General features: G+C 64.4%; 15 protein-coding genes. 13 read left to right on the top strand and 2 right to left on the bottom strand.

Annotation, left to right across the window (positions count from 1 at the left end; translation table 11 throughout):
• Window positions 1-138 precede the first annotated feature (138 nt).
• The 9 genes from H9627_RS00750 (at window position 139) to H9627_RS00710 (ending at window position 14,100) form a co-directional block, all read left to right on the top strand.
• On the top strand, window positions 139-909 hold the full coding sequence (locus tag H9627_RS00750) for a DivIVA domain-containing protein (protein WP_191732122.1): 771 nt from the start codon (window positions 139-141) through the stop codon (window positions 907-909).
• A gap of 169 nt (window positions 910-1,078) precedes the next feature.
• Window positions 1,079-1,618 carry a YceD family protein gene (locus tag H9627_RS00745; RefSeq protein WP_191732121.1) on the top strand — a complete coding sequence of 180 codons (540 nt, stop codon included), beginning with the start codon at window positions 1,079-1,081 and terminating at the stop codon, window positions 1,616-1,618.
• Window positions 1,615-2,358 carry a ribonuclease III gene (gene rnc / locus H9627_RS00740; RefSeq protein WP_191732120.1) on the top strand — a complete coding sequence of 248 codons (744 nt, stop codon included), beginning with the start codon at window positions 1,615-1,617 and terminating at the stop codon, window positions 2,356-2,358. The genes H9627_RS00745 and rnc overlap by 4 nt, the downstream gene beginning before the upstream one ends.
• Window positions 2,351-3,208 (top strand): bifunctional DNA-formamidopyrimidine glycosylase/DNA-(apurinic or apyrimidinic site) lyase, encoded by an 858-nt coding sequence (mutM, locus tag H9627_RS00735; protein WP_191732119.1) that lies wholly within the window; start codon window positions 2,351-2,353, stop codon window positions 3,206-3,208. The genes rnc and mutM overlap by 8 nt, the downstream gene beginning before the upstream one ends.
• A 27-nt stretch (window positions 3,209-3,235) precedes the next feature.
• The gene (locus tag H9627_RS00730; RefSeq protein ID WP_191732118.1) at window positions 3,236-4,690 is read left to right on the top strand and encodes an alanine/glycine:cation symporter family protein; all 1,455 of its coding nucleotides are present in this window, start codon (window positions 3,236-3,238) and stop codon (window positions 4,688-4,690) included.
• Between the two features lie 143 nt (window positions 4,691-4,833).
• On the top strand, window positions 4,834-6,684 hold the full coding sequence (locus H9627_RS00725; RefSeq protein ID WP_191732117.1) for an alpha/beta fold hydrolase: 1,851 nt from the start codon (window positions 4,834-4,836) through the stop codon (window positions 6,682-6,684).
• Between the two features lie 58 nt (window positions 6,685-6,742).
• The gene (locus H9627_RS00720; protein ID WP_191732116.1) at window positions 6,743-7,030 is read left to right on the top strand and encodes an acylphosphatase; all 288 of its coding nucleotides are present in this window, start codon (window positions 6,743-6,745) and stop codon (window positions 7,028-7,030) included.
• 14 nt (window positions 7,031-7,044) lie between these two features.
• Entirely contained in the window at window positions 7,045-10,512 is a 3,468-nt protein-coding gene (gene smc, locus H9627_RS00715; protein WP_191732115.1) for a chromosome segregation protein SMC, read from the top strand.
• Between the two features lie 207 nt (window positions 10,513-10,719).
• Window positions 10,720-14,100: a hypothetical protein gene (locus tag H9627_RS00710; protein WP_191732114.1), complete on the top strand. Its 3,381-nt coding sequence runs from the start codon at window positions 10,720-10,722 to the stop codon at window positions 14,098-14,100.
• A gap of 118 nt (window positions 14,101-14,218) precedes the next feature.
• Here H9627_RS00710 and H9627_RS00705 read toward each other — a convergent pair whose 3' ends face one another.
• Window positions 14,219-14,491: a type II toxin-antitoxin system RelE family toxin gene (locus H9627_RS00705; protein ID WP_191732113.1), complete on the bottom strand. Its 273-nt coding sequence runs from the start codon at window positions 14,489-14,491 to the stop codon at window positions 14,219-14,221.
• An 11-nt stretch (window positions 14,492-14,502) separates the two neighbouring features.
• Window positions 14,503-14,754 (bottom strand): type II toxin-antitoxin system prevent-host-death family antitoxin, encoded by a 252-nt coding sequence (locus tag H9627_RS00700; RefSeq protein ID WP_191732112.1) that lies wholly within the window; start codon window positions 14,752-14,754, stop codon window positions 14,503-14,505.
• Between the two features lie 360 nt (window positions 14,755-15,114).
• Here H9627_RS00700 and ftsY point away from each other — a divergent pair, with 360 nt between their 5' ends.
• From ftsY to H9627_RS00680, 4 genes are all read left to right on the top strand, one after another.
• Window positions 15,115-16,956, top strand: a complete 1,842-nt coding sequence (gene ftsY / locus H9627_RS00695) for a signal recognition particle-docking protein FtsY (protein ID WP_191732111.1) — start codon at window positions 15,115-15,117, stop codon at window positions 16,954-16,956.
• A 377-nt stretch (window positions 16,957-17,333) separates the two neighbouring features.
• Complete coding sequence (locus H9627_RS00690; RefSeq protein ID WP_191732110.1) at window positions 17,334-18,650, top strand: ammonium transporter; 1,317 nt, start codon at window positions 17,334-17,336, stop codon at window positions 18,648-18,650.
• A gap of 71 nt (window positions 18,651-18,721) precedes the next feature.
• On the top strand, window positions 18,722-19,060 hold the full coding sequence (gene glnK, locus H9627_RS00685) for a P-II family nitrogen regulator GlnK (protein ID WP_191732109.1): 339 nt from the start codon (window positions 18,722-18,724) through the stop codon (window positions 19,058-19,060).
• 48 nt (window positions 19,061-19,108) lie between these two features.
• A complete protein-coding gene (locus H9627_RS00680) occupies window positions 19,109-21,187 on the top strand; it encodes a [protein-PII] uridylyltransferase (RefSeq protein ID WP_191732108.1) in 2,079 nt (692 codons plus the stop codon).
• The last annotated feature ends 60 nt before the right edge of the window (window positions 21,188-21,247 follow it).

Genomic DNA, 21,247 nt, shown 5'->3' with positions numbered 1-21,247 from the left:
CACATTAGCCGGTGCGGTGGACACCACCCAGTTCACAGGTGACGTACAGAAAACACTCCCGTGGTCCCCGCAGTATTCCCAGCCACAGTTCCGTGTGGTTGCCCTATCCCGTCGGTGAATCTGGGTACGCTAAGGGGCATGTACAAAGTCTTCGAGTCACTTGATGCACTGGTCCATAACGTCGAGCGGGCCTATGGCGTTCCCATGACCTCCAACTGCGTGGTTCCCCGCCAGGAAATGCTCGCACTGCTGGATGATCTGCGTGATGCCCTGCCCGCCGAACTTGATGATGCCCAGGATGTGCTCGATCACCGTGATGATGTGCTCCGTGAGGCCGGGGAGCGGGCCCGGGTGCTCGTCGAGGATGCCGAGATCGAGGCCCGGGACATCCTGGAGCGTGCCACCCGTGAGGCCGACGCCATGATCGAGGATGCCACCAATCACGCCAACACCGTGGTCGCCAACGCCAATGACACCGCAGACCGCACCGTCACGGATGCCCGGCGGGAGGCTGACAGCCTCACCGAGCGCGCCCAGGCTGAGGCGGACCGTCTCATCGCCTCCGGCAATGACTCCTACCGACGCGCTGTGGCGGAGGGTCAGGCGGAGCAGGAACGTCTGGTCAACGAGGCCGAGGTGGTCCGTCGCGCCAACGAGGAGGCACACCGCATCGTCGATGCCGCCCACGCCGATTCCAACAAGCTGCGCAATGAGTGTGACGAATTCGTCGATTCCAAACTGGCGGAGTTCGAGACCATGCTGTCGACCACCCTGCGCAGCGTGTCCTCCGACCGCACCGCGCTGCGCCGCGGTGCCGGAGTCACCGGCCGCGATTCCAGGGAACCGGTGGCCCGGGATTATGACCGGGACATCGAACGCGAGCCACGCGGCTACGACCGCGACTACTGATACCGGCTGATGCCGCGGGCATCACCGTCACCCATCCACACGACAAGCGCATCGCGTCTCCTGCCGGTTCGACCCGTGCCCGGGGGGCCGGTCAGACCACGGTCTACACACGGCCACCACACCGTCGATGTAACAGGTGAGGCGGGATGCGGGTAGGATCTGGCAGGTCATGAAATCTCCATTTGTATTTGATGTCGCAGCATTGCTGCGCGGTAGCGGTCTCCCAGAGAACATCCAGCAGTCCGGGCCCAGCCCGGCCCGTATCGGTCCTGAGATGATCGCCATTCCCGAGGGGGGCCACGTCGATATCGACGCCCACCTCATTCCCCTCGGCGGGGGTATCTCCGTCCAGGCAACCATCCAGGCTCAGCTGAAGGGACAGTGTTCACGCTGCCTGCGTGAGCTGTCCCCCCAGACCACCCTGAACGTCTCCGAGGTGTTCGCCGTCGATGATGATTTCATCACCGGTGAGGCCGTCGAGAACGAGGATGAGCTGCCCCAGGTCAATCAGGATTCCATCGATCTGCTGCAGTCCGTCATCGACGCGGCCGGTCTGAATCTGCCGTTCAACCCACTGTGCACGGAACTCGGTTACGATTCCTGCGATGACAGTGAGGTCCCCGCACCCGACGGCACCGTCGACGACGAGGATGATGACGGTGAAGGTCGGGTCGACCCGCGATGGGCGGGCCTGGAGAAGTTCCTGTGAGCCGCAAGAAAACCCGGGTCACCGGGGTCGATGCGCTCACTGAGGCCTTCGACGCGGTCGATCATGCCCCCCTCCTGGCTAGCCTCGGCGTGGATATCGACCGGGATCTGCTGATCCTGGCGCTGACCCACCGGTCATTTGCCAATGAGAACGGGATGCTGCCGAACAATGAGCGCCTGGAGTTCCTCGGTGACGCCGTGCTGGGTCTGGCCGTGGCCAACCGGTTGTACGAGCTGTATCCCAGCAGTCCGGAATCCGATATCTCCAAGATGAGGGCATCCATCGTCAGCCGGTACGGTCTGGCTGATATCGCCCGGGAGATCAACCTGGGTGAGTTCATCCTCCTGGGTCGGGGTGAGCTGCTCACCGAGGGGCGTAGTAAGGAATCCATCCTCGCTGACACCACCGAGGCGCTGCTGGGCGCGATTTTCCGCCAGCACGGTTTCGAGGTGGCGCGTGATGTCGTGCTCGCACTGTTCCACCACAAGATCAACCACGCCTCCGCGAAGGGCATCCACCAGGACTGGAAGACCACCCTGCAGGAGGAACTGGCCCAGCGCAGGAAGCCGATGGCGGATTACCAGACCACCTCCGTGGGTCCGGACCATGACCTGGTGTTCACCGCCGTGGTCCATCTCGAGGATGTGGAGATGGGCAGGGGAGAGGGGCCGAACAAGAAACTCGCCGAACAGGAGGCAGCCCGCCAGGCCTTCCTGAAGCTCAGGGAGAAGCGTGCCTGAACTGCCCGAAGTTGAGGTGGTCCGCCGGGGTTTGGAGGACCACATGGTGGGACGCACCATCGTCTCCACCTCGGTGTTGCATCCGCGTGCCGCCCGCAACCAGGCCGGCGGCGGCGCCGAGATCGAGGCCAACCTCACCGGACTTAAGGTCGGCGCCACCAACCGGCGTGGAAAATTCCTGTGGCTGGAACTCGATGACGTTGCCGAGCAGGCCCCCTCCGGTCTGGGGTTGCTCGTCCATCTGGGTATGAGTGGGCAGATGCTGGTCAAATCCCCCGACACGTCCCCCAACCCGCATCTGCGGGCACGGGCGGAGCTTGACGACGGCAACGAGGTCTGGTTCGTCGATCAGCGCACCTTCGGGTATTGGTGGCTGGGGGAGCTTGTCGACGGGGTCCCCGGACGCGTCGCCCACATCGCCCGCGATCTCCTCGATGACGCCCTCGACATCCCGGCGCTCGCCGCAGTGCTCAAGACGAAGAACACCGAGATCAAACGTCTCCTGCTCAACCAGGAGATCGTCTCCGGCATTGGCAACATCTACGCCGATGAGATGCTGTGGGAGGCGGGTATCCATCCCCGGCAGAAGGCCAGCAGGATCTCCCTCACACGTCTGGTGGCGCTGCTGGAGGCCGGGCGTGAGGTCATGATCCGCGCCTTGGATCAGGGCGGGACCAGCTTCGATGCGCTCTACGTCAATGTCAACGGCGCGTCCGGGTACTTCTCGCTGTCCCTCAATGCCTATGGGCAGGCGGGCAAGCCGTGCGCGCGGTGCGGGAACCCGATCACCCGGGAGACCTTCATGAACCGGGGCAGCCACTTCTGCAATCGTTGCCAGAAAGTGCGCTGACTCACTTTCATACGGTAGGTTTCCCGTATGGAATCCTTACTCAATGCTGTTACCGCAGTGAACGACAAGCTGTGGCTGCTGGTTATCGTGGTCCTGGTCGGGTCCGGTGTCTGGTTCTGTGCCACCACCCTTCTGGTGCAGATCAGGTACATCCCGGACATGTTCAGGGCCATCGTCGAGAAACCCTCGGATATCTCCGAGGGGCAGAAGGGCATCTCCGCCTTCAAGGCCTTCACTATTTCCGCTGCCTCACGCGTGGGCACCGGCAACGTCGCCGGCGTGGCCATCGCCGTGGCCGTGGGTGGACCGGGTGCCGTGTTCTGGATGTGGATGATCGCCATCATCGGTGGTGCTACCAGCTTCGTGGAATCAACCCTCGCGCAGGTGTACAAGGTCCGGGACAAGGACTCCTACCGTGGTGGCCCCGCCTACTACATGACCAAGGCACTGAACTGGAAGTGGTTGGCCACCATCTTCGCCGTGCTGATCTCGGTGACCTACGGTTTTGTGTTCAACGCCGTGCAGGCCAACTCCATCTCCGCCGCGGTGGCCAACTCCTTCAGCGCCGACGGCATGCTGACCAAGTGGATCGTCGGTCTGGTCCTGGCTGTGCTCACCGCCGCGATCGTTTTCGGTGGTGTGCAGCGCATCGCCAGCGTTACCCAGGTCATCGTCCCTGTCATGGCGGTGCTCTACATCGCCATCGGTCTTGTCGTGGTGGTCATCAATATCGGTGAGGTCCCCGCGATGGTCACCTCGATTGTCACCCACGCCTTCGGTATCCGGGAGTTCGCCGGAGCCACCCTCGGTGCAGTGATCATGCAGGGTGTGCGCCGTGGTCTGTTCTCCAATGAGGCCGGGATGGGTTCCGTGCCCAACGCCGCCGCGACCGCATCCGTCTCCCACCCGGCCAAACAGGGCCTGATCCAGACCCTGGGTGTGTACTTCGACACCCTGATCGTCTGTAGCATCACCGCCTTCATCATCCTGCTGGCAGAACCTGATCTGTATGCCTCCGAGGGCGGTATGGAACTGACCCAGAACGCGTTGGCCAACTCGGTGGGTGAGTGGGGCATCCACTTCCTCACCGTGGTCATCATCTTCCTGGCCTTCTCCTCGGTCATCGGCAACTACTACTACGGCGAGTCCAATATCGAATTCCTCACCAACAACCGCTCCTACCTGCAGGCCTTCCGTGTCCTGGTGACCCTCTGCGTCCTGGGTGGGGCCATCGGTTCGGTACCGCTGGTCTGGGCACTGGCCGATGTGTTCTCCGGTCTCATGGCCATCACCAACCTCATCGCGGTGGTGCCGCTGACGGGTGTGGCCCTGGCAGTGCTGCGCAACTACGGTCGCCAGCGCCGGGCCGGCCTGGATCCCGTGTTCAGCCGCGACGATGAGGAGATCAGGGGCCTGCGTGGCTGGGAGGGTATGGAATGCTGGGATGGGTCCGATCCCCTGACTGTTCGGAAAACCGATTGATCAGGTTGTGGGTGCAGCTTCGGCCTGGTGGGGTATACCCGTGTGCCTCTGCTCGTCGACGGAGGAGTATTCCTCGCGCTACGACGTGAACCGTGCTTGAATGAGATTTTGCCTGCATCTCACCGTTGAATGGAGTCCAAACCGTGGCTGAAGAACCGTCGTTACTATTCCTGCATGGAGTGGGGACAGGGGATCTCGACAACAAGTGGCAAACCCATCTTTCAGCCGCTCTCGTTCATGCGGGTTTCCCACCTCTCGATGGGGTTGAGACGTCTGCACCCAAATACAGCGATCTCCTACAGGGCACTGATGAGGATCTCAAAGTTCCCAAGATCACCATCAGTGATTGGTCTTCCAAGGAAGCGAAATCCCAACGCAGGGCATTCGAGCACCGCATCGCAGCGATGGAGTACCGGCTAAGACATCATGCAGAAGGAAATGGTGGGGTCATAGCAGATACCGTGGTGGACTTGGCCCTCGGTAATCCATACTTCACGCAGGCCCAAAACTACCTCTCAACTCCCAATGTCAGAGCGAGCGTCCTCACACGGGTCTTAGATAATATTCCGCAGTCCGGTCCTATTGTCATCGTGGGCCACAGCCTCGGATCAGTCATCGCAGTGGATCTGCTGAGACGTCTTCCGGAAGCAGTTCGTGTGATGGGATTGGTCACCATTGGAAGCCCTCTAGCCAATGGACACTTCCAGGTGGATAAGCTGACGGATGTTCTCCAGGAACCGCCGAGGAACTTGGAGTGGTGGGTGAATTTCTGGAGTAACACCGACCCGGTGGCAGCACTACGTGGAGTCTCCTCAGCTTTTCCCTGGATGCTGGATGTTCGTGTCAAGACCCCTCTCCTCCCCACGCAAGCTCATTATGCGGAGCAGTACCTCGCCGATGACCTGGTTGCCAAAGCTGTCGGTTTCGGCCTGTTCGGATCCCGGTCAAAGGACCTTGTTGCTGCTGACAAGGGAATAGACATTGCGCTTGATGGTGTCGAGATTATGGCCATAGTGGCACTCCGCTATGCGCATTTGATCAAGAGGCAACTGAAGGGTGATCAGCTGAGCCGGTATTCAGGGGCGTTGCGACGGGTCCAGGTGGCTCTCATTGAGGACATCAAGGTCAGGAAAAGAGCACAGAACAGGCCCATCCCGGAGCAGATCATGGCTCTCGGTTTTGATTTCACTAATCCCGACGCGGAGGCACCCGAACCCCGGCCAGGCCACCACTTCTCCGGGGAGGATGCGGTTGCCACGGTGATCGCTCTCGCCGCAGAGAATCTGATCCGCCCCTATGAAATCTCCGTCAAGGACGATGTCCGTCGTACAGCGCTTAAAGAGCTCACAGCGGAGATGGGGCTGGGCTCCCACTATGGTGACAAAGTGTTCACTGCGCTGGATGCCGCCGCCAAGGTTCTGTCGCCTGTCAGTCGTAAGACCCAGTTGCTGAAGTGGGGGAGCCTGGGGGCCGGCGCGGTGGCCATCGTGGCGGCAACTGGTGGTCTGGCACTTGCGGCAGCGCCGGGACTGGCCGGTGCCGCGGTCATCACCAGTGCACTTGCCAGTTTCGGCCCGGGTGGGATGATCGGTGGTCTCCTTACCGCTGGAACGCTGGTGTCTGCGGGTGGTGGTGGAATCGCGGTGGGCATGATGAGCCCGGGTACCTCCGCGGAATCGATGGAGGCCGTGGTGCACTACCAGCTCGCAGTTGTCATCTTGAGGAAACTGAAGGGTTACGAACAGGATCCCACCATTTGGATGGATCTCACCCTGGCCGAGAGAAAACTGCGCAGAGAATTAGAACGTGTTGATGAGTTCTCGGATGAGCAGGCACCATCGGTGACAGAATTGAAGCGCAAACTCATATCGGTAGAGAGGACCCTGACCTATCTGACAGACAACGGGCTCAAGCCTGCGGGGCCGGCTGAGGGTTCCGGGGAACCCCAGTCTTCCTGGTTGAAGATGAGCCCCCCGAAACTTCTACGAAAATAAAAGGAATGCAGTCCCGGGCACGAACACAGTTCCGAGACTTCTTGAGGAGAAACTCACCATGACTGATCACGTCCGTCTCACCGCCTTTGTTCACGGCCATGTCCAGGGCGTGGGTTTCCGGTGGTGGACCAGATCCCAGGCACTGGAACTGGGGTTGGCAGGGTCTGCCACCAACCTCGATGACGGCCGGGTCTGTGTTGTCGCGGAGGGTCCGGAGGGGCGTTGTCGGGAGCTGCTGATTCGACTCGGTGAGCAGCCCAGCCGTCATCGCCGGGTGGGAACGGTGAACACCGTAATCGAACAGTGGAGCGAGTCGCGTGGGGTGGAGGGCTTCACTGAACGCTAGACTCTGAAGCCGATATGTATCTGAAATCGTTGACGCTCAAGGGGTTCAAGTCCTTCGCCTCTGCAACGACCCTGAAATTCGAACCCGGCATCTGTGCCGTGGTGGGCCCGAACGGTTCCGGCAAGTCCAATGTCGTGGACGCCCTGGCCTGGGTCATGGGGGAGGGGTCCGCCAAGACCCTGCGTGGCGGCAAGATGGAGGATGTGATCTTCGCCGGTGCGGGTGACCGGAAACCGCTGGGTCGCGCGGAGGTCACCCTCACCATCGACAATTCCGATGGTGCCCTGCCGATTGACTACACCGAGGTTTCCGTCACCCGCCGGATGTTCCGGGACGGCGCCAGCGAGTATGAGATCAACGGTGCCCGTGCCCGGCTCATGGATATTCAGGAACTGTTGTCGGATTCCGGCATCGGCCGGGAGATGCACATCATGGTCGGCCAGGGGAAGCTCGCCGAGATCCTGGAATCCCGCCCAGAGGAACGCCGGGCCTATATCGAGGAGGCCGCCGGTGTGCTCAAGCACCGGCGTCGCAAGGAGAAGGCCCAGCGCAAAATCCAGGGCATGCAGGTCAACCTCGACCGCCTCATGGATCTCACGGAGGAGCTGCGTCGACAGCTCAAACCCCTGGCGCGTCAGGCCGAGGCGGCACGCCGGGCAGCAACCGTCCAGGCGGATCTGCGTGATGCGCGGTTCCAGATCGCCGGGTTTGAGATCGTCAGGCTCTCGGAGAAACTCGAGACCTCCACCGACCGCGAGAAGATGATCCGCGACCAGGTGGAGACAGCCCGGGAGGCACTCGAGGAGGCCGCCGGCACCCAGGCGGAGCTGGAGTTGCACCTCGCCGAGATCACCCCGCGGGCGGAACAGGCCCAGCAGCTCTGGTTTGATCTGTCCTCCCTGGCGGAACGGGTCTCGGCAACCATGCGTATCGCCGCGGACCGGGCCAATTCCGGGGTGCTGGACACCGCCTACACCGGCCCCGACCCCGATGACCTGCTGCGCCGTGCGGAACAGGCCGACCGGGAGTTGGAGGAGTTGGAGATGCAGGTGGAGATGGCCGCCGAGCGGCTCGACTCCATCCGGGAGGAGGCCGAGGACCGGGCGGAGGCAGCCCGGGAGGCGGAACGTGAACACCTCGCCCAGGTCCGCGCGATCTCTGACCGCCGGGAGGGTGTCGTCCGTCTGCTGGCCGGCGAGGAATCCCTGCGCACCCGGTTGCAGGCTGCCGAGGATGAGGTGGAGCGTCTCGGCGAGCAGCGTGCGGAGCTCAACCAGCGTGTCCTCGAGTCGGAGGGGGAACGCCGACGCGCGGAGCAGCGCCACGCGGAGATCCTCTCCGGGCGTGATCCCCTGGACACCGCGCACACCCAGGCGCGCGCCGAGGCCGACATGGCCGAGACCCGTCTCGAGGAACTGCGTGGCAGGCGTGGTGAACTGGAGCGGGAGGTGTCCCGACTGGAATCACGCATCGACACCCTCGCCCAGAACCGCCCCCGCTCATCAGCGGAACAGGTGCTTGACTATCCGCTTCTGGCCCAGCTTGTGCGTCCACAGGATGGCGTCGACAAGGCTCTGGCCGCCGCGCTCGGGGCGCACGCCGACGCGCTCGCGGGTGTGGTGACCGGGGAGGTCGTCGACAAGCTTGTCGACGCTGGCGTGTCCCGCACCGTTCTCGTCGCCGCGACGGACGAACAGAGGGCGTGGCGTCTCGACGCGGTCCTGCCGACCGGGGCCACCTGGCTGCTGGATCATGTGTCCCTGGACGCCACCGTGGTCGGCCCGGTCACCCGCCTGCTCGCCGACGTGGTGCTTGTCGACGACCTGCCCACCGCCCGCACCGTCATCCACGATGATCCACGCCTGCGCGCGGTGACCCGGGAGGGCGTGGTCGCAGGCTCCGGGTGGATCCAGCTCGGCACCGGCACCTCGACGGTGGAGATCACCGCCCAGATCGATGATGCCCGCGCACAACTGGCTGAGGTGTCCCGTGTGCTGGGTGACCTCGCCGGAACCGTGGAGGGGGCGCGGGTCGCCGCGGAGCACACCCGCATCGAGGCTGCTGCGCGGGCCGCTGCCCTCCGGGAATCCGACATGGCGCTGGAAGCCATCACCCGTGACATCACCCGGCTGGACCGGCAGCACCGGACGGTCGAATCCGAACGTGACCGCCACTCCGGCAGGCTCACCGACGCGGAGCACCGCCGGGACCAGTTGCGCATGGAGTTGGAGGAGATCGTCGACCGTCTCTCCCGCATCGAGGATGACACCGAGATGACGGAACCCTCCACCCGGGACAGGGATGCAGCCACCACAGCACTGGCCCAGGTCAGGGCCATGGAGATGGAGGCACGACTGGCGCTGCACACCGCGGAGGAACGCGCCGTGCAGGTCCGGGGTCGGGGAGATGGTCTGCGTCGGCAGGCCGAGCAGGAGCGTCAGGCGAAGATGCGACATGAGCAGGCCGTGGCGCAACGCCGTCGCCGCACCGACCTGGCGGCCACCGTCCAGCGTGGTGCCCGCGATGTGGCTGAACGTGTCTCCATTGCCCTGGCACAGGCGACGAAGGACCGGGATGCCTACAACCGGGAGAAGGCGGCGTTGGCCACACAGCTGGCCCGGGCACGCGATGCCGTCAGCGCCGCGCGACGCCAGCTGGACCGTCTGCATGACAACGCCCATGCCCTGGAACTGGCCCGCTCCCAGGCGCAGGTACGCATGGAGGAGGCCGTTGCCAAGATCACCGAACAACTGGGTGTCCCGGTGGCGGAGCTGCTGCGCGACTACACCCCCGACGAACACTTCGACGAGGGCGTCCAGCGTGCCCGGCTGAAACAGGCGGAGAAGGACCTGGCATCCCTGGGCAAGGTCAACCCCCTGGCGCTGGAGGAGTTCAAGGCACTGGAGGAACGTTATGAGTTCCTGGCCACCCAGGTGCGTGACGTGGAACAGGCCCGCGCCGATCTGCGCGGTGTCATCGAGGAGGTGGACGCCAGGATCCTGCAGCTGTTCACCGATGCCTGGCACGATGTGGAACGCGAGTTCCCGAAGGTGTTCGACACCCTCTTCCCGGGTGGCGAGGGCCGACTACTGCTCACCGACCCCGATGATCTGCTGACCACCGGCATCGAGGTGGAGGCCCGGCCACCGGGCAAGAAGGTCAAACGCCTGTCCCTGCTCTCCGGTGGTGAGAAGTCCCTGACCGCCCTGGCGATGCTGGTGGCCATCTTCCGTGCCCGCCCCAGCCCGTTCTACGTCATGGACGAGGTGGAGGCCGCACTTGATGATGTGAACCTGCGTCGCCTGATCGCCCTGTTCGAGGAACTGCGCCGCGATTCCCAGCTGATCGTGATCACGCACCAGAAACCCACGATGGATGTGGCCAATGTGCTCTACGGCGTGACCATGCGTGGCGACGGGGTGACCCGCGTGATCAGTCAGCGCATGGAGCGCGCGGATACCGTCGCCACGGTAGCCGGGTAGCACCTGTGGGACTGGAATGTATCCCCCGACCTGCCCAATCGTGATTGTGGGGTTGGTTACTGCACCGGCTGCGTGACCGGCTGGAAGGCATTCCCTGCGCGGGCGGGACTCCAGTGGTGGGGTAGGGTGAGAGGGCATTTCAATGACGCCTAACAGCTGTCATGCCGGTTTCAATGTGGAACGCGTTCACGCGGGGAGAGTGTATACATGCCTGGTGGCATCGCCGATTTCAATGATTCTTTACTCGGATGGGCATCCCAGACCGAGCTGGAACTTACCCAGCGGCTGGCCGGGGTGGAGTACTTCGCCCAGGCCCAGCTGCGTAGCGACGAACTGGAGCGCATCGACCGTTTCTACGGCACCTTCCTGTCCCGCCAGCTCGCTGCAGGCGCGGATATCACCGAACTGCTGGACATGACACCCGGTCTCACTGTGGCGAGCCTGGTCTCCCGGGCCGCGCGCGTGGTGGACCCGCAGGACTTCTTCACCGAGTACTTCGGTGGCCTCGGTCTGGAACCCGATCAGGGTGCTGTGATGGCCAATGAGGTGGAGAGGCTGCTGGTGAAGGCCGGCCTTACCGTCCCCGCCGAGGAGGCCGATCCGATCGAGATCCTCTCCCTGCACTGTGGCGTTACCGGAAGGGAGGTGGCGGCGGTGCTCACCGCGGTGGAAACCGGTTCGGAGGAGTTCCCCGCCATGTTCGATACCGTCCGCAGGCTGGCCCCGCAGTGGGCGGATGCCCTGCTCGGCGGCGTGCGTGAACTGTGCGACTTCGCCCAGTCCCATCCGACGTCCTGGCCCGACCGTGAGCGGGAGACCACCCTGCCCGCCATGGTGGATGAACTCTTCGTCGCGGAACTGCGTGAACGCCCCGTGGGCACCGAGGACCGGGAGAACTCCGTGGGTGTTGCCCTGCGTGAGCTGCGTCCCCGACTGATCCTCGACGCCGAGCGGCGCAAGGTCTGCCTGCGTCTACCCGAACAGCGTGTCAACGACGGTGAGGTCACCTGGCGGGTCAGCCTGGAGGGCACGACCCGTATCTACAGCACCGGCCGCGCCTGGGGGGACACCTCCGGGTACTCCGAGGCCCTGGATGTGACGCTGGAACGTCAGATCCGGGAAACCACCGTCACCGACACCACCAACCAGATCACCTGGGTGGTGCCGGTGGTTGACTTCACCGATCCGGTGCTGGTGTTCTCCGCCCGTGGTGAGAACCTCACCGATAAGCTCTCCCTGCACCACCAGGAGATCTATGTGCTGGCGCCGACCGAATCCACCCTGGAGGACGTGGTCACCGGGGAACCGATCCCGGTGCTCGACTCCTTCGAGGTGGAGGGGTGGACCTCCTGGACGTGTTCGCGTGTGGATGCCCGTGGACTGGCCTCACTGAAGGTGAACAAGGAGATCCGCTGCATCGACCCGCGTCGTCGCGTGGCCTTCCACCACCCGCACCAGGCGCTGGTTCCGCATGTGCGTTCCACCACCGGGTTGGCCGTGCACGCCGAATCGCTCATCGCGGAATTCCCCCCGACGCTGAGCGGGCGGGATGAGACCTGGATGCTGTCCATCTCCGCTTATGCCGGTGTCGGCAGCGCCGGTGATGAGATCGCGGAACCGGAACCCCTGGAGGTCCCGGCTGAGGGCGGCGTGTTCTACATCTTCGACCCCGAGGCCTACGACGCCCCGTGGGTGGGGGAGTACCTGGTCCGCCTGCGTGGACCACGCAATGAATCCTTCCGTCACGAGTACGCCATCGTCGAGGGCATGACCACCGAGCTGGAGATGGTCGGTGCGGAGAGTTCCTTCCGCATCCCCACCACCGCCGGCCTGTCCGAGGCCACCCTGAGGGTGCGCCCCGGTGAGAAGCACTTCACCGCGGAGCCCCGCCTCGTGGGCGTCGGCGCAACTGACCCGAATGCCGGGTTCGTGGTCACCACCGACGAGGGTGACCAGATGCCGCTGCGGTTCGTCCCACCACAGATCGCCATCGAGCTGCCGGTGACCACCGAACCCCCGATGTGGCGCGTCACCCGCACGGTGTGCCGTCCCCGGGATCTTGATGGTGCCGGTGAGCTGCGTATCCGCACCGGTGTCCAGGTCGGTGATCCCCGCATCAGTGTGCGCAACCACCATGGTTCGCCCCTGCGCACCATCCGGATGACCACCCCGGACAACGGACGCACCCTGGTCGCCCCGATGAAGGAGATCGCCGCCAGCACGCTGGTGGTGCCGCGTGGTTCCATCGAATTCGAGTGGACGGAACTGCGCGCTGACCGCCGACTCAGCGTCACCATCGCCGTCCTGGACAAGGTGGAGCACTGCACCGGGATCACCATCGACGGCACGGATCTGGTCTTCGAGGACCTGGTCGCCGGACGCAAGCTCGGCGCCTGGATCTGGCCGACCACCGCACCGTGGGTCCGGGCCGTGGAGATCCCGGTCACCGGTGAGCGCGTCGCCCTGCCGGAGGGCCTGGTGGGGGCCGGCCCCCTGCTGGTCCAGCTGCACACCGCCGATCCGTTCACCACTCTGCTGACCCCACTGTCCCCGGGTTCCACCGCGGTGACCGTGGAGCAGGAGGGCTACTACGCCAACCAGTCCGAGGACTTCGCCCAGCTCTCCGCCTTCTTCGGCGGGGCAGTGGAGGAACCACCGGTCTCAGAGGCCGTGGTGCCCGCGCTGTGGGATGTCTCCCACATCTGGTCGGAGCAGGGCAACACCGAGCACCTGCCGGTCGTCCACTCCGCGCTGCGTGCCCACCCGGCGGCGGCGCTGAAGGGCCTGTCCGCCTCACTGGTGCCGGCGCATGCCCTGCCCGGCAAGGTGATCTCCTCCGGTCTGGCGGCCTCCCCGTTCACCACCGACACCCCGGCCACCGAGATCCACCGCACCGCGTGGATCGGTACCCTCCAGCTGCTGGGCGCACTGCCCGGCGCGTTCAAGGAGGCCGAGGAGCTGGGCAACCGCACCCCGCTGCTGCCGATCCTGAGCCAGCTGGAGGAGGTCGCGGGACGCAACATCCTGTCCACCCTGGCCACCGGACGTGATTCCACCCTGGATACCGCCTGTGTGGATCAGTCCACCGTGGCGATCGCCAGCATGAACGCCGCCCAGCAGGCCGCACTGTTGGAGATGTTCTTCAGCAACGCCGATATCGTCCCGGGCCCGCTCATGGCGGACAACACCCGTCTCATGGCGGTGTTCGAGACCTTCAAAAAACGTGCGGAGCTCAATGAGGTCCTCCAGGCAGAGGGCCTGATGAAGACAGCGGTGGATCTGCTGCGCGCCATGCGCGGCACCCAGCGTCAGCTGTACTCCTCGGCGCGCATCCGTTTCGACAAGCTCGATGGTGTGGACACCAACAAGGCCGAGAACATGTGGGCGCTGACCCCGGTGGTCTCCCTGGTGTTCGCCCTCTCCTCGCGTCTGCACGCCCATGATCTCATCGGCAAGACCCGTACCCTCGACCGCGCCGCCGGTGGGTGGAGCCGGATCGCCGATCTGGTTCCGGACCTGGTCACCGGGGATCTCATCTCCGCGGAGGCCATGGTGCTGGGCGTGACCAACCCCGGGTTGGTGGACTAATTCCCCTGTTCCCGTACCACCCGCCCCTGTGATCGCACCGGGGGCGGGTTTTCCCTTACGAGCTCACCTGTGAGTCCCGGCTTTTCACGGGGTATCAACGCCCTGATCGCGCGTGTGGTTAGAGTTTCCGGTAGATCTCTCTGCGGTGGCCGAGGTGGAGAACCAGGATGATTAACTCCCCGTCATTGATGTCATAGATAACCCGGTATGAACCTACCCGTAGGCGGTATTCACCCATGCCGCCCTGTAGCTTCTTCACGCCGTCGGGGCGGGGATCATGCGCCAGGGCATCGATAGCAGCGATGATCGATCGTTGGTGCTGTCGATCCAGTTTGCGGAGGGCTTTGGCAGCCGAGGGTTTATATGTGATGGAGTAGCGCGAATCTGTCATGAACTGGTGGGTCAGTCAAGTCCGAGTTCGGCTTTGAGGTCCTCGTGGGAGATGGTGCCGGTCTCCTGACGGGCAGCGGCGGCCGCGCGGATATCTTCGATATCCTCCAGGGCCTGGACGGCACGGTCATAGAAATCCGGGGACACCACCACCGCGCGACGGCGGGTTCCCCTGCTGAGAATCGCGACGGGTTCGCGCTGTGCAATCTCGAGGAAGTGGCTCTGCTCTTGACGGAACTCGCTGGGAGTGACGGTGGTACTCATGCCCCTAGCGTACATCTTGTACAAGTCACGGGGAAGGCATCCCTCACAGGGTTGGTGGTATCCGGAAACCGGTGCGATAAGAGCCCCGATCTCGTGGTGCGGTCAACCGGAATACCGCGTCAGGTCATCACTTCTGTCAGGACTCAGGTGAGCTGATCCTGTAACGGCGGTGCTCTCCGTACCGTCCACAGATGCTCCCCCGAGAAGATATCCATCGACCTAATCATTCCACCATGGCATGATCAGCACCCTGCGTTTTCCACGCATTGATCCGTGCCTCTGCATGTCTTACTCAGGAAATGGAGCAAAAACCGTGGGCTAGCGGTGTGCGCGACAAGGAAACCTGCCACTATAGAGGGCATGGATGCGACTTTTTGGATTGTAGGATTAGTTCTCCTCGTCATACTGGCGATCATCATCGTGTTGATCGTGGGTAGGAAGCGGGCAGAATCAAAGACCGTTAGTTTTGAAAAACCGGCTGAGGAGGAGAAGAAACAGCTCACCCAGCAGGAGAAATCCGGTAACTACCAGGCCCAGGGCGGGTTCAACTTCGCCCCGGCGAAACCCGCTGATCAAAAGGAGCCGGTGCTCCGCGATGATCAGAAGCTGAACCCGCCACAGGCCAAGCAGCTGTGGGAACCGGACACCACGGACCGGACCCGGGAGAAGGATTCCACCGGGGTGACCCCGATCCTCCCGGAACCGGTCCCCACGCCGGAGCCTGCCCCCCAGGCCGATCCGGTCAATGTTCCGGAGGCGCCACAGGCACCCGAGGAGATCCGCGAGGACGCCACCCCGGTTGAGCCCGTGATCCACGACGAGCCGGTCGCAGAACCCATTATCGAACCCGCGGCTGAGACCACCCCGGTCGCGGTACCTGAGCCGACCGAGCCTGCAGCACCCGCGGAACCCACCCCGACTGCCCCGACCGGAAAGTCGGTCAAGTGGGACGGGGGCGACGTCGACAAGCGCGAGGTCGAGCCTGTCGAGCCTGCCGCCCCCGCCGCCCCCGCCGAACCGGAGGCCATCCCCGAGGAGCTCTCCGTGGATGCCGCGGCCGCGCTGGCTGAGGCGCCCGAGGTGCCAGTGGAGGAACTGGTTGTGGAGGAGCCGGCGCTGCCGGAGGAGGAGACCCCGGCGGAGTCCAACCTGGTGCAGGATGAGGCTGTGGAGGCCGCAGAGGCCGCACAGGTCACCGCCGAGTTCGCGGAGGCTGCGCGTGAGCAGACCCCGGTCCCGGAGGTTGCTCCCGAGCCCGCGCCGGAACCCCTCGATGAGATCGCACCGGCGGCCGGCCGTATCGGCAAGCTGCGTGGTCGCCTCGCCCGCTCCCAGAATGTCTTCGGTAAGTCCGTGCTGGGTATCCTCACCGCCGGCGACCTGGATGAGGACGCGTGGGAGGACATCGAGGCCATGCTGATCAAGGCAGACCTCGGCGCCGCCGTGACCATGCGGGTGGTTGAGGAACTGCGCGACAAGATCGCCGCGCACGGTGTCTCCAGCGAGGCCGAGGCGCGCGCCATGCTGCGGGCCACGCTTATCGACGCCTGCCGCCCCGACCTCGACCGCTCCATCCGGGCCATGCCATTCGAGGGCAAGCCTGCGGTGGTCCTGGTCGTCGGTGTCAACGGCACCGGTAAGACCACCACCACCGGCAAGCTCGCCCGCGTCCTGGTGTCCATGGGGCACAGGGTGCTGCTGGGTGCCGCCGATACCTTCCGTGCGGCCGCCGCGGATCAGCTTGAAACCTGGGGCCGTCGTGTCGGTGCCACCACCGTCCGCGGAGCTGAAGGCGCCGATCCGGCGTCCGTGGCCTTCGATGCCGTGGCCAAGGGTGTCGAGCAGCAGGCCGATGTGGTGCTGATCGACACCGCCGGTCGTCTGCACACCTCCACCGGTCTCATGGATCAGCTGGGCAAGGTCAAGCGTGTGGTGGAGAAGAAGGCCCCTGTGGATGAGGTCCTGCTGGTCCTCGATGCGACCGTCGGCCAGAACGGTATGCAGCAGGCCCGCATCTTCCGCGATGTCGTGGATATCACCGGTGTTGTCCTGACCAAGCTCGATGGCACCGCCAAGGGTGGCATCGTCTTCCAGGTCCAGGAGGAACTCGGTGTGCCGGTCAAGCTCGTCGGCCTCGGCGAGGGTGCGGATGATCTCGCCCCGTTCGAGGTGGAGGGCTTTGTAGACGCGCTGCTGGGATAACACCCGGTCACGGTCACCGCACCCGGTGGAACCGCTCTCAGGAGTAGCGGTTCCACCGGGTTTTTCCATGTCTGGGGGAGGGGTCGGGGAGGGAGCGGGGATAACCCCGTACCACCCCGGTGTGCCGGAGATTACATCACGGACAAATTACCTGTTGGACTATAGGTTTTCGTGCGTGTGTGACCGGGCGGCCTCGGCAGGGGATTCTATTGAGCTATTGAAAGTGTTTCTGTAGCACTATAGTTAATTCAGGAGATGAGCTGCTGGCCAGCACAGTGCCATCCGGCGGGTCACCGCCGAGGTGGCCGGGCACATCCCCCACCTGCAGGGTTTTCCTCACAACCCACCGGCACCACAACCCAAGGAGGTTGCTCAGCATGACCGCTGATCAGATCGCAGCCACATCAGGCCACGCCTCATGGATGCTCATATCCGCATCCCTCGTCCTGCTCATGACCCCGGCACTCGCACTGTTCTACGGAGGCATGTCCCGCCAGAAGTCCGTGCTCAACATGATGATGATGTCGTTTGGCACCCTCGGGGTGGTCTCCGTCATCTATGTGCTGTGGGGATGGTCGATGTCCTACGGCACCCAGTCCTGGGCAGGCATCGTGGCCAACCCACTGGAGTTCTTCGGCTTGAGGGACGCCATCACCGATGACGGGGGAAATTACCTCGAGGGCGCCTCCGGATATGCCAATGTCATCGACATCGGATTCCAGCTCACCTTCGCGGTGATCTCCACTGCGCTGATCTCCGGTGCGCTGGCTGAACGTGTGAAATTCTCCACCTGGCTCGCCTTCACCGCCCTGTGGTCCACCCTTGTCTACTTCCCGCTGGCCCACATGGTCTGGGGCGGGGGACTGCTGGCACACGGTGAGACCGGCTTCGCCGCCTGGATCTTCGGTGTCACCGACGGGGAGGCCGCCATCGCCCCCATCGACTTCGCCGGTGGCACGGTGGTGCACATCTCCGCAGGTACCGCGGCACTGGTGCTCGCGCTGATCATCGGCACCCGCCGCACCTTCCCGACGGTGGCATCGCGGCCCCACAACCTCCCGCTGGTCATGCTCGGTGCCGCACTGCTGTGGTTCGGATGGTTCGGGTTCAACGGTGGCTCCGCCTTCGCCGCCGATGGGCTGGCCGGTATGGCCTGGCTGAACACCACCGCCGCCACCGCGGCCGCCATGCTCGGCTGGCTGGCCACCGAACGGCTGCGCGACGGGCACGCCACCTCCCTGGGCGCCGCCTCCGGCGTGGTGGCCGGCCTGGTTACCATCACCCCCGCCGCGGGTTCCCTCACGCCTTTGACCTCCCTGATCATCGGTGTGATCGGTGGCATCCTGGCCTGCCTGGGCGTGGGACTGAAGTACCGGTTCGGTTACGATGACTCCCTCGACGTGGTCGGCGTGCACCTGGTCGCCGGCCTGTGGGGAACCATCGGTGTGGGTCTGCTGGCCACAGACGTGGGCTGGTTCACCGGCGGGGGCATGGATGGTTTTAGACTCTTTATCATCCAGATCGTCATCGCGGTGGTGGCCATGATCTTCGCCGCCGTGATCACCGCGGTCATCGCCTACCTCCTCAAGGCGACCATGGGTTGGAGGATCGACGAGGATAAGGAGCAGCACGGGATCGACACCGCCGAACACGGTGAATCAGCCTATGACACCGCCGGCCCGGAAATTCGTTAAATTCGACGGTAAACCCGCCGCCGGTGGACCATGTGATACAAGCCGCTATATACCCAGCTAGGAGCACTGAAATGAAACTCATCACCGCCATTGTCAAGCCCTTCACCCTGACCGATGTCAAGGAAGCCCTCGAACAGGTGGGCGTGCAGGGCATGACTGTCACCGAGACCCAGGGTTTCGGCCAGCAGAAGGGCCACACCGAGGTCTACCGCGGCGCGGAGTACGCCGTTGATTTCGTCCCGAAGGTCAAGATCGAGGTCGTGGTCTCCGACGCGCAGCTCGATGAGGTGGTCGAGGCGATCGTCACCACCGCACGCACCGGCAAGATGGGCGACGGCAAGGTCTGGGTCACCCACGTCGAGGAGCTCATCCGCGTGCGCACCGGCGAGCGTGGCGACGCAGCCCTCTAACCACCCGGTACACCACCCGACCACCACCGCTAGGAATCCCCTCCACCCATGAACGACCCCGCCCAGCTTCGTCGGGAAGCAGAAGAATCAGCCCTGGCCCTGCTGGGTGCGCTTACCCTCCCGGCCGGAACCACCCTGGCCGCCACCGGTTCGCTGGCGCGGGGGGAGATGACACCGTACTCGGATATCGATCTCCTCCTCATCCACCCGCCCGGCGCCGTGCCGGACGGGGTGGAGCAGCTGTGGTACCCGATCTGGGATGCGAAGAAACGCCTGGACTACTCGGTGCGCACCCCGCAGGAGTGTGCGGACATGATCTCCGCGGATTCCACCGCAGCCCTGGCCATGCTGGATTTGCGGTTCATCAGCGGCGATGAACAACTCTTCGATGACACCCGCCACCGCATCCTCACCAAATGGCGCCGGGAGCTCAACCGCAACTTCAACGCGGTGGTGGACACCGCCATCAGCAGGTGGCGCCGCTCCGGGCCGGTGGTGGCCATGACCCGGCCGGATCTCAAACACGGCAGGGGAGGGCTGCGTGACTATGAGCTGATCAAGGCCCTTGCCTTGGGTAACCTGTGCGATCTGCCCCGGCTGGACAACCACCACCGCCTGCTGCTGGATGTGCGCACCCTGCTGCACGTCCATGCCCGCCGCGCCCGTGATGTCCTCGACCCGGAATTCGCCGTGGATGTCTCCCTCGATCTCGGGTTCGCGGACCGTTACCACTTAGGCCGTGAGATCGCCGATGCCGCCCGCGCCATCGATGACGCCCTCACCGATGCACTCGCCACCGCCCGCGGTGTCCTGCCCCGGCGTACCGGCCTGGGGTTCCGCACTGCCCAGCGCCGCCCCCTGGATGTGGACGTGGTGGATATCTCCGGTACCATCGGCCTGGCCCGCAACGCCGACCTCACCGATCCTGCCTTACCCCTGCGCGTTGCGGCGGCCGCCGCGAAGACCGGTCTGCCCGTGGCGGCCTCCACCTGGAAACGTCTCACCGACTGCCCCGATCTGCCTGATCCGTGGCCGGCATCGCTGGCCGGGGACTTCTTCCGCGTGCTGTCCAGTCCCGTGCATTCGCGCCGGGTGATCAAACAGATGGACAGGCATGGTCTCTGGGCGCGGTATGTGCCGGAGTGGGACCGCATCCGGGGTCTGATGCCCCGTGAACCCAGTCATGTGTCCACCATTGATGAACACAGCCTCAACACGGTGGCCAACTGTGCCCTGGAAACCGTCACCGTCGCACGGCCCGACCTGTTGCTGCTGGGGGCGCTCTACCACGACATGGGCAAGGGCACCGACCGCCCGCATGAGCAGGTCGGGGCGGAGATGGTCGCACGCACCGCCCGTCGCATGGGCCTGAACCTGCGTGACCGCGCCTGCGTGCAGACCCTTGTCGCCGAGCACACGACGATCGCACGTCTCGCGCACCGCATGGACCCGTATTCGGAGGAGGCCGTGGATGTCCTCCTGGACGCCGTGCGCTATGACGTGGTCACCCTCAACCTGCTGGAGGTACTCACCGAGGCCGACGCCAAGGCCACCGGCCCCGGCGTGTGGACCCCGACGCTGCAGCGCGCGCTCGGCGTGGTCTGCTCCCGGGCGCGCGCCCGGCTTGTCGACGTCCGACCCACCGCCCCCATGGTCGCCCGCAACAGGGATATCAGCCTGCGGATCCGCAACGATATCCCCACCATCTTCTGGCACGGGGAGGATCTGCGTACCATCCTGGGCGTCATCGCCGCCAAGGGCTGGATGATCGACGCCGCCCGGATGATCCACAACGGGGTCTGGCACTGTGAATTCGATGTCCGCGCCAACGGGCCACAGGACTTCGATCCCCAGTCCTTCCTGCAGGCCTATAAATCTGGTCTCTACTCGGAGGTGCCCACCCCGGACCCCGGCATCACCGCCACCTTCTGGCATGGCGACACCATCGAGGTGCGCACCGAGTTGCGTCGCGGGGCGATCTTCGCGCTCCTGCGCGTGCTGCCGGACTGTTCGTGGATCGCCACGGGAACACCCGGTGCCACACTCGTCATGCAGGCGGCCCTCAAGCCGGGTTTCGACCGCTCGAGGGTGGAACGGGATATCAACCGGGCGCTGGCGGGGAGTTGAGACCGGTAAACCACCAGCTGACGTGACCTGACAGGGGGCGACCGGCTACCATTGGGGGAT

Source organism: Corynebacterium gallinarum, assembly GCF_014837045.1.
Classification (GTDB): Bacteria; Actinomycetota; Actinomycetes; order Mycobacteriales; family Mycobacteriaceae; genus Corynebacterium; species Corynebacterium gallinarum.
Note: the sequence above shows the minus strand (reverse complement) of the source record. Positions and strands in the feature narration are given on the sequence as shown.